Consider the following 15,434-nt stretch of genomic DNA (forward strand, 5'->3'; position numbering starts at 1 on the left):
CAGATGCCCGGCATCCGGCAAAGCTGCATCAAGCTTGATCGCGCGCCCAAGGGCAAACGCACCTGGACTATGGAAGTCGCAATGCCGAAACATAAAAATAAAGCAGCAAATCCAAACCCTGATTCGCAACCGAACCTGATCAATCGCTACCTTTTTCCTGTAACCATCGGCACATTGCTGCTGGCGGTCATCGCCATCGGCTGGTTTCTGTTCAGCAGTTCACCGGCACCGCTCAAGCCTGTTCCCGTCAGCGCCCCTGTCGCGCAACAGGCCGAAACCGCAACCGGTCGCGATGGCCCCGGCGAAGATGGTCGATGAACAACAGTGCCAGGGTTGCCACAGCGAGCAGGTCAAGGACTGGCAAGGCTCCCATCACCAATTGGCGATGCAACCGGCCAATGCCGAAACGATGCTGGGCGACTTCAATAACGTCACGTTCAAGGCCGAGAACGAAACCACCGTGTTCTCACGCAAGGACGATGGATTCTGGGTCAATACACCAGGCATTGATGGCAAGAATGCCGATTTCAAGGTGGCTTATACCTTTGGTATCGCGCCGTTGCAGCAATACCTGATCGAGGTCGGCGAAGGACGTTTGCAACCCTTGGGCGTGGCCTGGGATACCGAAAAACACCGCTGGTTCCACCTCTATCCCGGCCAGGGTGTGAACTTCAAGAATCCGTTGCACTGGAGCAAGCCAAGCCAGAACGCCAACTTCATGTGCGTCGAGTGCCATACCACAGGCTACAAACGCAATTTCGATGCCGCCAAAAACACCTTTGACAGTCAGTGGAACAGCCTCGGTGTCGGCTGCCAGGCGTGCCCACGGCCCGGCCTCCAATCACCTGGAATGGACGGCGAAAAAAGGTGATTTGATTCACGCCGGTTTTGCCGTTGACCTCAAGGACAAGAACGCGACCGTCGAGATTGAAACCTGTGCCCGCTGCCATTCGCGCCGCGCCCCGCTGAGTGATGGCTACACCGTTGGCAAACGCCTGATGGATGACTACCTGCCAAGCGCCCTGACCCGCGAGTTGTATGCACTGGACGGCAAGATCAAGGACGAGGTGTTCGAACATGGCTCCTTCGCCCAAAGCAAGATGTTCGACAAAGGCGTGCGTTACAGCAACTGCCACAACCCGCACAGCAGCGAGCTGAAGGCGCCGGGCAACGGTGTTTGCCTGCAATGCCACAACACGGCGGGCAAGACGTCGGTGGAAGGCGTCGACGGTAAAGGCCTGCAAGCGAAAAACTACGATTCCATCGAACACACCCGCCACACCATGGGCCAACCGGGCTCGCAGTGCGTGGATTGCCACATGCCTGGCAAATTCTATATGGGCAATGACTTCCGGCATGACCACAGCTTCAGTATCCCCAACCCGGAGCGGGCGAAAAAACTGGGAACACCGGATGCCTGCCTCACTTGCCACCAGGGTAAGGACGGCGACAAGGTCACTGAGCAATTCAAACTCTGGAACAGCGCGCCAACCGCGCAGGCCCCGCGTTATGACGAAAGCCTGTGGCTGATTCGCAACGGCCAGCCCGGTGCGGCGCAAGCTTGTACGAGCAATTGCAACGGAGCAATTTGCCGGCGATTCAACGGGCAACCTTGCTCGCCGAATTGCCGATGTACCCGAGTGAACAGGCGCTGAAACTGGCCACCAAGGACTTGAGCAACCCGGCCCCCCTGGTGCGTGAAAGCGCCGTGCGGGCCATCAGCGCATTCTTGCCGCCGCCCGAACGTGCGCCGCTGTTGTCGCCGCTGCTGGCAGACCCGGTGAAGGCGGTGCGCATCGCCGCGGCCCGCGATTTGCTGGGTCTGGCCAGTAACGGATTGGGCAATGCCCAAGCGAACTGGAATGCGGCCATTGCGGAGTACGAAGCGGTACAGATGAGCCTGCTGGAACGGGCCGAAGCCAATCTCAACCTGGCGATGCTCTATCAGGCCAGCGGCCGCAATGACAAGGTCGAAAAATACCTGCGCACGGCCCTCGAACGCGATCCGGATTTCTACCCGGCGCTGGTGACGCTGGTGCAATGGCTGGAAGCCAACGGCCGCAGCCAGGAGGCTCAGACGCTGCTGGCACAAGCCTTGAAAGACCACCCGGACGCAGCGCTGTTGCAATACACCCAAGGCCTGTCGCTGGTGCGGGCAGGCAAATCGGACCAGGCCATGCCAGCGTTACGCAAAGCCGCACAACTGGAACCGCAGAACGCCCAATACGGCTACGTGCTGGCCGTGGCGTTACACGACAAAGGCAAGGTTGAAGAGGCCTGCGAAGTGCTGGAGCAATTGTTGAAAGTGCAGCCGGCCAACCGCAATGCGCGGCTGTCGTTGATCCAGTACTACCTGGCCAATGGACAAGAGCCCAAGGCACAGGTGTTGTTGCAGGGCTGGAAGAAAATGAACATGGGCGATCCGGCGTTGAAATAACCCTTTATCCACCCCGTTTGTAGCAGCTGCCGAGCCCGCGAGGCTGCGTTCGGCGACGCAGTCGTCGTAAACCCGGCGAACGCGGTTTCCTGAAAAACCGCATCGTTTGATTTCACGACGACTGCGTCGCCGAACGCAGCCTCGCGGGCTCGGCAGCTGCTACACGGGTCGTGGGACTACCACGAAGAACCACTCTTCAACGCCAATTCCCGCCGACTGTTGGCTCGCATCGCCTTGATCAGCGACACCGTCCCCACCAGCAAAATCGCCGCTGCAAACAAAAAGTCGATTTTGTACAGCTGGAAGTCATTCAGCGGCCCCACCAAAAACACCCGTATGTGCCCCGACGCTGACCAGCGTCGCCAGAAAGTCGATACCCGGCTCGTCGCGATAAAACACGTGCAGCAGCGGCAGGCAGATCACCAGCAGCAACAGCAGGACAATCACCTTGAATGAGCCCTTGCGCTCGACACTGAACGCACACTCATTGGCGGCATACGGTTTGTAGTCTTCCTCGCGCGCCAGCGAGTTTTTCTCGTTGATGTACTCCGCGCGGTTGTACTTTTGAATCGGCGTAAAGGTGTTCGACATTTCCATGCTGGTGGTGATGTGCTTGAAATTCAGGTCGATGCGCTCGTTGCCCTTGAGGTAATACAGCACCGGTTTGTAACCGTAGCGGTAAGTGTCGAACGGGAAGTCCGTCGCCCTCCCCTGAACGCCGATCGTTCGGGGTTCGAGTTCGGCATAGGCACTCTTGTTGAGCGACGACAGGTTGCGGCTCAGGGGCTTGATTTTGACCTGCTCCAGAAACACCGGGGTGACGCCGTAAGACCACTGCAACGGTTCCAGGCGCAGCCGCAGTTCGTTGCGGCCCAGGTCATAGCGATCAAACGTTCGCTCAGAGACGATGACTGTGCCCGCGAGTGCGAACTCACCATGCACATTGTTAGTAATGCGCAACGTCAGGCGATCCTTGCCCAGGGTGGCGGCATCGCTGGCCGGCGGTGTGCCGCACCAGGCGTAACTGTCTCGCGCCCCCGCGAGCTGGCCCTCGCGGTCCTCTTGAAACAGATAAAAGTAACTGCCCCACAAGGCCAGCATCAGCAACAGCGCGATCAGCCCCAACACCTTCTTGCCCACACTCACGGCCAGACTCCTTTCTCTGTTTCTTCCATGCAGCCGAAAACCCGCTGACGCGGGTTCCGAAAATGCCAGTGATTAGTTAACGGCGTATTTGTTTTGCAGCGCTTGCAAGCGCTCGGTTTGTTGCGGGGTCAGGCCACTGGCATCGAACAGCACGGCGCCATCAGCCCCAACGAGTTTGATGATTTCCAGGTTGAACAATGCTTCTGCGGGCGCATCAAGCTTGCCCCATTCGCTGAACTGGTTCGGTGTAATTTCCCAGGTAGGAGACTCGCCCGGCTCGATACCACCAGGAATCGGCAACTCGACGGTGCCCACGAACCATGGCGTGGCGCGGCCCGGACTGGCCACGGTGCCTTTGAAACCGACACGGGCGATGGAAAACGTCGTGCCGTTCTTGACCTTGGCCACCACCACCGGTTGACCGTGCGGCGCCGCCGAATTCTTGTTCTTCTCCGTGAAATAAAATTCCGACTTGAGAATCTGGAACTTGGCCATCTCAGCCTTGGCAATCTGGGCCGCCTGCTGGATATCCTGCAGTTGCTTGATCTCGGCCAGGGCTTGCTGCTTTTCCTTCAATGCGCGTTCGGTGCGCAGATTGGCGGCGATGACGGCGACGTCTTCAGCGGTTTTTCCGTTGAGCGTGGTGCGCACGTTATTTTTGGCCTGCTCCGCCGATATCTGGCCACTCAAGGCCTCGCCGATATTGCTGAAGGTGATGAGTTTCAAATCTTCCAGGAGTTGAGGCTTTCTTGTCTTGCGGCAGGTCTGCCGTGACTTTATCCAGCGATGAAGTGAGGCTCTCATCGCTAGTGCCGTCCAGTTTCGGACCACCACAACCGGCCAACATCAATGTCACCAACCCTGCTGCGAACATCCTGCGCATACCCGACTCCTTTTTGAGAATGCGCGGACTCTACCAAAATGCCACCACTGGCCCAAGCAAAAACACGCCCTGTAGCAGCTGCCGAGCCTGCGAGGCTGCGTTCGGCGACGCAGTCGCCGTGAAATCAGGCTCTGCGGTGTGACAGGAAAACCGCATTCGAAGGGTTTACGACGACTGCGTCGCCGAACGCAGCCTCGCAGGCTCGTCAGCTGCTAAAAAATGGTGTTGTCAGCGTCGTCTGAACAACGGCCGAGGCTCAATCACCGAACGGCCGTACAACACGCTCATCCCGGCCAACCCCTTCAGCGCATCCTCGGCCGATTTGTCTTCGCGCACCGCGAAGCTGTCGAACCCGCATTGGCGCATATGGCTGAGTTGATCGCGCAGCACATCACCGATCGCGCGCAGCTCACCGGTCCATCCCATGCGGGTGCGCAGCAAGTACGCCTGGCTGTAACCGCGACCGTCACGAAAGCTCGGAAAATCCAGGGCAATCAACGGCAGCGTCTCGAACCATGGTTTAAGGCGTTCCACCTCATCATCCGGCCCCAGCCACACCGCGTGCGGTGCAGGATTGAGCAGCCAGCGATTCAACGGCAAAATCAGTGACCCGGCAGGCATTTCACCCTCCTCGTCCCTGACCAGCACCCACGGATCGTCAGCCACAATCCGCGCCACACCCTCCTCCAGTCGCAGCAGATTGTTCATGCCGTCACCTCCAGTACCTTCGGATACACCTGCTCCTTGAACGGCTCAAGACCGATGCGTAGCAGGGTGTCAACGAACAGTTCTTCGCTCTCGCGGTAATCGACAAACGTGTCGATGATCCGCTCGATTACCTCGGGTACTTCGGTGGCGCTGAAGGACGGGCCGATGACCTTGCCCAGCGCACTGTTCTTGCCCTGGCTGCCGCCGAGGGTGATCTGGTACCACTCGCTGCCGTTCTTGTCGAACGCCCAGAATGCCGATGTTGCCGATGTGGTGGTGGCCGCAGGCATTCATGCAACCCGAAATGTTGAGGCTGATGTCGCCCAGGTCGTGAAGGTAATCCAGGTCCTCGAAACGTGCCTGAATGGCCTGGGCAATCGGGATCGATTTGGCATTGGCCAGTGCGCAGAAGTCGCCGCCGGGGCAAGCGATGATGTCGGTCAGCAAACCGACGTTGGCGCAACCCAGCCCCTGCTCGCAGGCCAGGCACCACAGCGTATGGAGATCCGCCTTGGGCACATCCGGCAGCACGATATTCTGTTCATGGGCGATGCGGATTTCACCGAAACCGAATTGCTCGGACCATTCGGCCACGGCCTGCATTTGCTCGGTCGTCACATCCCCGGTGGCGAGGCGATCCCGGGTTTCGTCGACAGCACCACGCTGGTGTAACCCGCGACCTTGTGCGGTTGAACATTGCGGGTGACCCAGCGCGCGAACGCCGGGTTCTCGGCCAGGCGTGTGCCAAATTCCAGGTCAATGTCGGGCAGTGAACGGTAGTCGGGGGCCACGAAAGCACTGGCGACACGCTCATACTCGGTGCTGGTCAACTGCGCCGGCCCGTCCTTGAGGTACTGCCACTCCTCCTCCACTTCCTTGGCGAACGCTTCGATCCCCAGGGCTTTGACCAGTATCTTGATCCGCGCCTTGTACTTGTTGTCCCGCCGACCGTGGCGGTTGTAAACCCGCAGCACCGCTTCGACATAGGACAGCAAATGCTGCCACGGCAAACCCTCGCGGATCTGCAAGCCAAGGATCGGCGTGCGCCCCAACCCGCCACCCACAATGACCCGCAACAGCTTTTGCCCATGGTCATCGCGATAAAGATAAAGACCGATGTCATGCATCATGATGGCGGCGCGGTCCTGCTCCGCCGAACAGATGGCGATCTTGAACTTGCGCAGCAGGAACAGGAATTCCGGGTTGATGGTCGACCATTGACGCAAGATTTCCGCCAGCGGACGTGGGTCCATCAGCTCGTCCGCCGCCACACCGGCGAACGCTTCGGTGGTGATGTTGCGCACGCAGTTGCCAGACGTCTGGATCGCATGCATTTGCACCTGCGCCAGGCGTTCGAGAATGTCCGGCACCTGAGCCAGCTCGATCCAGTTGAACTGCATGTTCTGCCGGGTGGTGAAGTGGCCATAACCGCGATCGTAATCCCGGGCGATGCTCGCCAGCGTACGCATCTGGCCGGCACTGAGCGTGCCGTAGGGAATCGCCACGCGCAGCATGTAAGCGTGCTTTTGCATGTACAGGCCGTTCTGTAAACGCAACGGCAGGAACTCTTCTTCGCTCAGCTCGCCGGCCATGAAGCGTTCGACCTGATCGCGAAACTGCGCAACCCGTTCGAAGACCAGGGCCCGGTCATAGTCATCGTATTGATACATGTGGCGACCTCATCAGGGTTGTTGCACGCTCTGCACCTGTAGCAGCTGTCGAGCACCGCGAGGCAGCGTCCGGCTGCGCAGCAGTCGTCAAACCATGCGACTCGGTCTGTCAGTTGAACTGCGTGCACAGGATTTACGACTGCTGCGCAGCCGGACGCTGCCTCGCGGTGCTCGACAGCTGCTACAGGGGGGGTGGCGGTGTTTGTGGGTCGACTATGGACCTGCGGCGCAGTGCGTTACAGATTCAGGTAAACACTAAAAAACCGTATCAGATCGCAGCAGATGACCGCAGGCAAACCTCGCATCTGATCCGCATAACTTTGGTTTTTCTGAGTCTGTTTTGTTTGAGGCAGGGTTTCTACAGTCGACAACCTGCCAGGCCGGGTGGCCTGGCAAGACTTTGCAACCGTGGAAGCATTGACCATGAGCACAGCAACAATCGGACAGGCCTATAACTACAAGGTCGTGCGCCAATTCGTCGTGGCAACCATCGTATGGGGTGTCATAGGGATGGCGATGGGGGTGTGGATCGCCTCGCAACTGGTATGGCCCGAGATGAACCTCGACCTGCCGTGGACCACCTTCGGCCGCTTGCGCCCGTTGCACACCAGCCTGGTGATTTTCGGTTTTGCCGGTAGCGCGCAATTTGCCGCCAGTTACTACGCCGTACAGCGCACCTGCCAGGTGCGGCTGTACTCCGACACCCTGGCCGCATTCACTTTTTGGGGGTGGCAATCGGTGATCGTGATCATGCTGGTCACCCTGCCGCTGGGCTATACCACCACCAAGGAATACGCCGAGATCGAGTTTAGCGGCGCGGTGTGGATGACCGTGGTCTGGGTCGCTTACGCCATCGTGTTTTTCACCACCGTGGTGCAGCGCAAGACCAAACATATCTACGTCGGCAACTGGTTCTTCGGCGCGTTCATCGTGGTCATTGCGATGTTGCACGTGGTCAATCACCTGTCGATTCCGGTGGACTGGTTCAAGTCCTATCCGGTGTATTCCGGGGCGACCGACGCCATGGTGCAGTGGTGGTACGGGCACAACGCGGTGGGTTTTTTCCTGACCACCGGTTTCCTCGGGATGATGTATTACTTTGTGCCCAAACAGGTCGGGCGCCCGGTGTATTCCTATCGCCTGTCCATCGTGCATTTCTGGGCGCTGATCACCCTGTACATCTGGGCCGGTCCGCACCACTTGCACTACACCGCATTGCCGGACTGGGCGCAGTCGCTGGGCATGGCGATGTCGCTGATCCTGCTGGCGCCGAGCTGGGGCGGGATGATCAACGGCATGATGACGCTCTCGGGCGCCTGGCATAAATTGCGCACCGACCCGATCCTGCGGTTTCTGGTGCTGTCGCTGGCGTTCTACGGCATGTCGACGTTCGAAGGCCCGATGATGGCGATTAAAACGGTCAACGCCCTCTCCCACTACACCGACTGGACCATCGGCCATGTGCACGCCGGGGCACTGGGCTGGGTGGCGATGATCACGTTCGGCGCGGTGTACCACATGGTGCCGAAAGTCTTCGGCCGCGAGCAGATGCACAGCATCGGCCTGATCAACGCGCACTTCTGGCTCGCCACCATCGGCACCGTGCTGTACATCGCGTCGATGTGGGTCAACGGCATTACCCAGGGCTTGATGTGGCGTGCAATCAACGACGACGGCACGCTGACCTATTCGTTCGTCGAAGCCTTGCAGGCCAGCCATCCGGGGTATGTGGTGCGCTTTATCGGTGGCGTGTTCTTCCTCAGCGGCATGCTGTTGATGGCCTACAACACCTGGCGCACGGTGCGGGTGGCGGACGTGACGATGGCTGAACGTGAAGCGCAGTTTGCCTGAGGCAAGGAGCCATACATGTATGAAGTTCTGTTGAATGCGATGGTCGTATTAGTGCTTTGGCTGGGGGTTGAGTACAGCCTCAAGCGGCAGACGCCGCAGAGTCTGGAGGATGCCAGCCTGATTCCATTTGCCGACGACCCCGAGGTGGCGCGGCGGGTGGAACTGGCCACCGGGAAGGTTGTGAATGCAGTGGCGCCGGAAGAGGTGAAGCCCGGTTGGATCAACCTCGACATCTGACCCACCACCTGTCCGTTGTAGGAGCCGAGCTTGCTCGCGATGCGGCCATTCCAGCCAACATCAATGTTGCCTGTCAGTCCGTCATCGCGAGCAAGCTCGGCTCCTACACGGGGGATTGGGTCAGTCAGGGAGGACCTGGCCGCGATCGCGCGGAATCAGGAGCTGCAACTGCTGCGCCAGAAAGTTTGCATCGAACGCAAACGTGTCCGGGTCTTTCAAGCCGTTGGTCTTGCGCCACTGCCAACTGGTCGACGGCGGCAGGCACACCAGCGACACGCTGCCATAGCGCGCAGCCGTCAGCCCCATCACCGCCAATGAAATCTGACCGCCAGCACCCATTACATCCGGCACGAACTCCACCGGCTTGCCGGCGATGACAATTGACAGCTTCTCAGTCTTGAACATCGACGTCTCGACCGGCACGCTCGGCCCTGAAGCGACATACACCTCACGACTCACTTCCAACAGATTGGGCGCCTGGACCGGTTCCAGCCACTGCTGGATCTGATCGAACAACTCACCGATACGCGTCGCCCAAACCGCCGATTGCGATTCAAACAGTTGCTTCTTGTGCGCTTCACTTTCTGCGTAGTGGCGAAGCATCTCGCCCAGTTGCTGTACGTCGTCCATTGCGGTGTTCCTTTCGTTGGAGCGGTGCTGCGGACATTGAGCATGGCAGATCCACGCCGAGGACGTACGTAAAAGTCCACCGGCCTCTTGCGCCGCCCGAACTCGCGCCAGAAAAGACACCATGACACTTCACTGAAAGATCGGCGGTACAGTTGTTTTCCGCTGGAATCCGCCCACGAACCTAGGGACACTCGATCCTCGGGTGACTTTCCGACACAGATCATCGCTTGAGGAGATCCAATGCGCACCATCGGCCTTATCGGCGGCATGAGCTGGGAGTCCAGCGCCGAATATTATCGCCTCATCAACCAACAGGTCCGCGACCGGCTCGGGCCACTACGTTCGGCGCAATTGCTGATGTACAGCGTCGACTTCGGCCCGGTCGAACAGGCCCAGCACGCCGGGCGTTGGGACGATGCGGCGGCGATTCTGGTGGATGCCGCACAACGGCTGCAAGCGGGCGGTGCCGAGTGTGTGGTGCTGTGTACCAACACCATGCACAAGGTCGCCGCGCAGATTCAGGCCGCGATCAACATTCCGTTCCTGCACATCGCCGACCCGACCGGTCAGGCGGCGGTCGATGCCGGTACGTTGAAGGTCGGATTGCTGGGGACCGCGTTCACCATGGAACAGGACTTTCTCAAGGATCGCCTGAGCGCAATGGGGCTGACAGTGCTGGTGCCAGAAGCCGAGGAACGCCAGGCGGTGCACCGGATCATCTACGACGAATTGTGCGTCGGCGTGATCAGCGACACATCGCGCGAGGTCTATCAGCAGGTGATTGAGTCGCTGACCCAGCGCGGAGCACAGGCGATCATCCTCGGTTGCACCGAAATCGGCCTGCTGATCAAACCCGAACACAGCGCCCTGCCCCTGCTCGACACCACCGAACTGCATGCGCAGGCGGCGGTGGCGTTCGCACTCGGCGACTGAGTCAATCGGCGTTAAGCGTGCGACGCAGACGCGCCATGCTCAAGGTGTCGACCAGTCGGCCGTCACGCACGGCGTAGTCACGGAACAGGCCTTCGGTCTCGAAACCGAACTTTCGGTACAGACCGATGGCGGCTTCGTTGTCGGCGTACACCGAAAGCTCGACCCGTTGCAGATTCATCCAGTTGTCGGCGATGTCCAGCACCGCCGCCAACAGCTTCGAGCCCACGCCTTTACCCTGCCATGCCACCGCGACGCCCATGCCGATACTGCCGGCATGGCTGCGGCGGATCCGCAAAACTGCTCCAGGCCAATGTTGCCGATGACCGCGCCCTGATGCAGCGCGACCAGTTTCACCAGACGCTCGTTATCCGAGGCCAGGCGTTGGCGCCAGATCTCGGTGGATTGAAATGGCATTTGCAGGATCTGACGGGTAATGGCCGGGTCGTTGTAGAGCGCGGTGACGCCCTCAATATGAGATTCGCTGAAACGTTCGAGGGTGATAACCGGTTCGGTGGCGGGCATGGGTGATTCATCCTTGATGCAGACATGGCCGCCAACTCTACAACGCATCCTTCAGGCATTGCGAGAATCAATGTGGGAGCGGCGGTGCGACGATTCGACTTGCTCGCGAAGACGGTGTTTCAGTCACCTTTGATGTTTAATGACACACCGCCTTCGCGAGCAAGCCCGCTCCCACATTTTGACCGCGTTCAGCTGTCGAACCACTCCCGGCGCTCATTGAAGGTGTTGTGGATCAACTCGACAATCATCTGCACGTCGCCCTCTCCCTGTGTTTCGGTGTTGGCCGCCATCCACACCTGACGTTGCATCGGCTGTTCGAACAACCCCGGCAATGCAATCAGTCCACGGTCAAACTGGCTCATGTAGCGCGGCAGCAAGCCGATGCAAGCGCTGCATCGGATCATCTCCAGCATCAGCTCATAAGAATGCAAGTGCACCACGCCGGCCAGACGCTGATCGACCACGCTGTTCCCACGGCCGAAAACTCTCGACCTGACGGTCATGCTGCCATTGCACCAGCAGGAAGTCGGCCAGGTCATCGAGGCTGTCAGGCCGCGCCGCGACGCGCGAATAGCGCTTGGCGATGTGCGGCAGGTACTCAAGACGCGCCAGCCGCCGGGGCTCGCTGACGGCGAAACTCGGACCGGGCAGCGGCGAGATCCGGGCCGGCCAGCCACAGCACCACGTCCGCGCTGACCGCTTGCAGGGCCAATTCGCTGTCGAGGGTGATGATGTCCAGACGCACACTGGCATTTCGTCGCAACAAAGCGACCAGATCGCGGCCGAGAATGTCGTGCAGAATCGACTCCGCCACCGCCAGGCGAATCAACGGTTGCTCTATCACCGGCGCATCGCGCTCGTGGGCCAGGGCGATCAACTGTGCCTGCAGCGCCAACCCGTCACGACTCAGGGCCAGGCCACTGTCCTGATGATTGAACAGCGTGCACTGCAACTGCGCTTCAAGCTGCACCAGATGTTTGCGTAACTGGGTGGATTTGATATTGAGGCTGCGGGCGGCCTGCCATGAAGCACCCGCAACGGGCGCTGACCCTGAAAGACTGCGCCAGCACCGGGTCGATGCCGGCAGCGCGAGTGGACTCCATGAATGACATCAATGACTCCTTGTCGATCGATCCTTGAAAACCTCATCCTGCGCAGCGTTTATGAACCTGATGTGACACCGGGGAGGGAAAATCGATTCAGCCGCCGGGAGTTTGCCGAAAACTCACGGCGAGGCGGTTCCAGCTGTTGATGGTGGTGACGGCAATCGTCAGGTCGACCATCTCGCCTTCATTGAACTGCTCGCGCGCCAAGGCGTAGACGTCGTCGGGCACATGGCTTTCAGACGGCAAGGTAACGGCCTCGGTCCAGGCCAGTGCTGCGCGTTCCCTGGGGTTGAAAAAGCCGCTGTCGCGCCAGACCACGATCGAATACAGGCGACGATCGGTCTCGCCCAGGCGCCGTGCATCCACTGAATGCATGTCGGTGCAAAAGGCGCAGCCGTTGAGTTGCGAGGCGCGGATTTTGATCAGGTGCAGCAGTGCGGGTTCGATACTGAGGTTGCTGGTCAAGGCTTCCATGGCAATCATCGCTTTCATCGCTTTGGGCGATGCGCTGTAGTAATCCAGGCGGGAACTCATGAGGCGACCTCGTGAAGCGATGATGTTTTTTCACGGTAGTCGTCGAGGCCGCGGTGTGACAGATCCAATTCTGCGAAATACCCCCCGCACCACTCGGCACCAGACCAATCCCCGGTTTTTCAACTGCGCAACTTCTGCGCAGCCGCCCATGCGGGTAATCTGGCGCGACGCACACGCGCCTCAATTTGCCCCAGGAGCCCCAACGGTATGGAACTTCACGTTGTCATCAACGGCCGCAAGGACCTGGCAGGCCAGTTGTACAACCAGCTGCGCAGTGCCATCGAATCCGGACGCCTGGCCGCCGGGACGCAGCTGCCGCCCAGTCGTTTGCTGGCCGAACAGCTGGGGATTTCGCGCAAGACCATTTCCGACACGTACGCGCAGCTGACTTATGAAAACTTCCTCACCGGGGTGATTGGCAAAGGCACCTACGTGAATGCCCGACCGGCAAAAATCGCCCGCAAACAAAGCCATACCGAGCTGGCGAGTTACGACGTCATCGAATCCTGGCGCAATCTGCCGGTGTTCCTGCGTCACCCCACGCTGGAAGGGTCGTTGCGTTACGACTTCATTGGCGGTGCCACCAGCAAGGGCCAGTTTCCGCAGGATGACTGGCGACGCTGCACCTCCCACGCCTTGCGCCAGATTGCCGGCTCCAAAGGTTTCTACAGCCTGCCCGAAGGCCTGCCGGCGCTGCGCAATGCCATTGCCCGGCACATCGCGTTCTCGCGCGGGGTCAATTGTCAGGACGAAGACGTGGTGGTGTGCAATGGCGCGCAACAAGCGCTGGACCTGATTTCCCGGGTGATGACGCGCCCCGGCAGCATTGTCGCCATGGAAGATCCGGGCTACCCGCCGGCCCGCCTGTTGTTCGGCTCGCACGGTGCCACGGTGATCGGTGTGCCGGTGGATGCCGAAGGCATTCAGGTGGATAAAATCCCCCTCGGCACACGGCTGATTTACGTCACGCCGTCGCATCAATTCCCGCTCGGTTTGCCGATGAGCCAGGAGCGTCGGGTGGCGCTGCTGGAACGGGCTTATGAACTGGGCGCGATCATTATCGAAGACGATTACGACAGCGAGTTTCGCTACGAGGGCCGCCCACGGATTCGCTGCAAAGCATGGATGAGCGCGGGATCGTCGCTTACGTCGGCACCTTCTCGAAAACCTTGCTGCCGGAATTGCGGCTCGGTTATGCGATTTTACCGCCGGCGATTCTCGAAGCGGTGATCCGCGCCAAGCAACTCACCGACCTGCACACGTCCACGTTGCCACAGTGGGCGCTGGCCAAATTCATCGCCGAGGGCTGCCTGCTCAAGCATATCCGGCGCTGCCATACGATTTATGCCGGGCGTCGCGAACGGATTCTGGCACGCATGGCAGGCGACCTGTCGCCGTGGCTGGAGCCGGTGCCCACCACGGCCGGGTTCCACATGGTGGTGATGTGCAAAGTGCCTATCGATCTTCCATTAGTGATAGAACTGGCAAAAAAAGTCGAAGTCGGGCTCTACTCCATCGAGGCCTTTTACTTCCAACAGACGCCGCAGGCCGGGCTGTTGCTGGGTTTTGGCGCCATTGAAACCCTGGACATCGATACGGCCCTGGACCCGTTTGCGCGACATTTTGCAGCAGGTTGCCTGACAGATTGGTCTGCGCCTTTACCGGGCGATTGGCTATTGGTGGTCCGCAGCAGCAGGCCTATCCTGCATAAGCGTTATCCCTCAATGAGCAGGATTCGTCCGGCCTGATTCAGGAGTGTGAGCAATGTCCCAAGAAGTGATCAATACCGTACAGGTGCAGGCCGTCGCTGGCCGCTCGGATGAACTGGGCAAGCAACTGCAAAAGATTGTCGAAACCCTGCGTGAACTACCGGGCTGCGACTCCTATATGGTCGACCGCTGCCCCGAGGACACCAACCGCTGGACCGTCAGCGCTCGCTGGCAATCGGAAGCGGCCATGCACTCGCATTTCAACTGCCCCGAAGTTCAGGGCTTTATCGGTCTGATTGACAACCAATTGGCAAATGCCGTGGATTTCAACAGCTTTCCGATCCGCTAAAACACCAAGTAGCCACTGCACCCGCCTCGTAGCAGCCGTCGAGCTGCGCGAGGCGGCGTTCGGCTGTGCAGCAGTCGTGAGATTTGGCGATGCGGTGTTTCAGGAATATCACATGTTCAGGTTTTACGACTGCTGCGCAGCCGAACGCAGCCTCGCGCTGCTCGGCAGCTGCTACAGGTTTTCGTTGGATTGGTCCCCTCGCCTTCGCGAATATTGGCTGTTTGATTGCCCTGCCCTGCGGACTATCGTTGCTCCAGACGATAACCACCGCAGGTGATAAACCATGAAAGCTTTGCGTTTCCTTGCTGCCCCCTTTCTGCCTTCGCCCTGACTGTTTCGGCCGCCGCCCTTGCTCACGAAGGCCCGTCTGAAAAGGTCACGGTATTGCAGGACCAAATGCTCAAGAACGTGCCCAATAAAAAGGCGCTGATGATTGAAGTGGACTACGAGCCAGGCCAGTCTTCCATCGCCCACAAGCACGAAGGCACCGCCATGGCTTACGTGATATCGGGGGAGATAGTTTCTCAAGTGAAAGGTGAGCAGCCGAAAACCTACAAGGCCGGTGAGTATTGGTATGAAGCGGCCGGTTCGGAACATTTGGTGTCGAAGAATGCCAGTGCCACCCAGCCTGCCAAACTCTTGGTGTTCATGGTATTGGCACCCGATGAGAAAGTTTTGATCCCGTTGGAAAACTGATAGCTGTAACGCCAGCCATAAAT

Annotated in this window: 9 protein-coding genes and 7 pseudogenes; 7 read left to right on the forward strand and 9 right to left on the reverse strand. The window is 59.4% G+C overall.

What is annotated here, in order from left to right; translation table 11 throughout:
* Positions 1-81: 81 nt before the first annotated feature.
* Positions 82-2,437: pseudogene (locus AB4N76_RS00120) on the forward strand (tetratricopeptide repeat protein).
* A gap of 176 nt (positions 2,438-2,613) precedes the next feature.
* Here the strand turns inward: AB4N76_RS00120 and AB4N76_RS00125 are convergent.
* The 5 genes and pseudogenes from AB4N76_RS00125 to AB4N76_RS00145 form a co-directional block, all read right to left on the reverse strand.
* A pseudogene (locus AB4N76_RS00125) lies at positions 2,614-3,583 on the reverse strand (hypothetical protein).
* Positions 3,584-3,655: 72 nt separating this feature from the next.
* A complete protein-coding gene (locus AB4N76_RS00130) occupies positions 3,656-4,309 on the reverse strand; it encodes a DUF6694 family lipoprotein (RefSeq protein ID WP_460163953.1) in 654 nt (217 codons plus the stop codon).
* Entirely contained in the window at positions 4,236-4,466 is a 231-nt protein-coding gene (locus AB4N76_RS00135; protein WP_460163954.1) for a DUF6694 family lipoprotein, read from the reverse strand. The genes AB4N76_RS00130 and AB4N76_RS00135 overlap by 74 nt, the downstream gene beginning before the upstream one ends.
* A 228-nt stretch (positions 4,467-4,694) precedes the next feature.
* Positions 4,695-5,174 carry a DUF934 domain-containing protein gene (locus AB4N76_RS00140; RefSeq protein WP_460163955.1) on the reverse strand — a complete coding sequence of 160 codons (480 nt, stop codon included), beginning with the start codon at positions 5,172-5,174 and terminating at the stop codon, positions 4,695-4,697.
* Positions 5,171-6,844, reverse strand: a pseudogene (locus tag AB4N76_RS00145) (nitrite/sulfite reductase). Before AB4N76_RS00145 ends, AB4N76_RS00140 begins: the two are co-directional and overlap by 4 nt.
* A gap of 423 nt (positions 6,845-7,267) precedes the next feature.
* Here AB4N76_RS00145 and ccoN point away from each other — a divergent pair.
* Both ccoN and AB4N76_RS00155 read left to right on the forward strand, forming a co-directional pair.
* A complete protein-coding gene (gene ccoN / locus AB4N76_RS00150) occupies positions 7,268-8,695 on the forward strand; it encodes a cytochrome-c oxidase, cbb3-type subunit I (RefSeq protein ID WP_046032166.1) in 1,428 nt (475 codons plus the stop codon).
* Between the two features lie 15 nt (positions 8,696-8,710).
* Entirely contained in the window at positions 8,711-8,932 is a 222-nt protein-coding gene (locus AB4N76_RS00155; protein WP_046032165.1) for a hypothetical protein, read from the forward strand.
* Between the two features lie 120 nt (positions 8,933-9,052).
* Here AB4N76_RS00155 and AB4N76_RS00160 read toward each other — a convergent pair whose 3' ends face one another.
* Positions 9,053-9,562, reverse strand: a complete 510-nt coding sequence (locus tag AB4N76_RS00160) for a hypothetical protein (protein WP_460163956.1) — start codon at positions 9,560-9,562, stop codon at positions 9,053-9,055.
* 240 nt (positions 9,563-9,802) lie between these two features.
* On the opposite strand from AB4N76_RS00160, the gene AB4N76_RS00165 reads away from it, so the two are divergent.
* The gene (locus tag AB4N76_RS00165; RefSeq protein ID WP_077432086.1) at positions 9,803-10,495 is read left to right on the forward strand and encodes an aspartate/glutamate racemase family protein; all 693 of its coding nucleotides are present in this window, start codon (positions 9,803-9,805) and stop codon (positions 10,493-10,495) included.
* Between the two features lies 1 nt (position 10,496).
* On the opposite strand, the pseudogene AB4N76_RS00170 reads toward AB4N76_RS00165, so the two are convergent.
* The 3 genes and pseudogenes from AB4N76_RS00170 to AB4N76_RS00180 form a co-directional block, all read right to left on the reverse strand.
* Positions 10,497-11,017, reverse strand: a pseudogene (locus tag AB4N76_RS00170) (GNAT family N-acetyltransferase).
* 188 nt (positions 11,018-11,205) lie between these two features.
* Positions 11,206-12,087 (reverse strand): annotated as a pseudogene (locus AB4N76_RS00175) (LysR substrate-binding domain-containing protein).
* Between the two features lie 129 nt (positions 12,088-12,216).
* Positions 12,217-12,657 carry a carboxymuconolactone decarboxylase family protein gene (locus AB4N76_RS00180; protein ID WP_460163957.1) on the reverse strand — a complete coding sequence of 147 codons (441 nt, stop codon included), beginning with the start codon at positions 12,655-12,657 and terminating at the stop codon, positions 12,217-12,219.
* Positions 12,658-12,864: 207 nt separating this feature from the next.
* Between AB4N76_RS00180 and pdxR the strand changes: the two are divergent.
* The 3 genes and pseudogenes from pdxR to AB4N76_RS00195 all read left to right on the forward strand — a co-directional run bounded on the left by pdxR (position 12,865) and on the right by AB4N76_RS00195 (position 15,411).
* Positions 12,865-14,298: pseudogene (pdxR, locus tag AB4N76_RS00185) on the forward strand (MocR-like pyridoxine biosynthesis transcription factor PdxR).
* A gap of 123 nt (positions 14,299-14,421) precedes the next feature.
* A complete protein-coding gene (locus AB4N76_RS00190; protein ID WP_046032158.1) occupies positions 14,422-14,715 on the forward strand; it encodes an antibiotic biosynthesis monooxygenase family protein in 294 nt (97 codons plus the stop codon).
* A gap of 283 nt (positions 14,716-14,998) precedes the next feature.
* Positions 14,999-15,411 (forward strand): annotated as a pseudogene (locus tag AB4N76_RS00195) (cupin domain-containing protein).
* Positions 15,412-15,434 lie beyond the last annotated feature (23 nt).

The sequence above is a fragment of the Pseudomonas sp. S2_F03 genome (genome assembly GCF_054668335.1).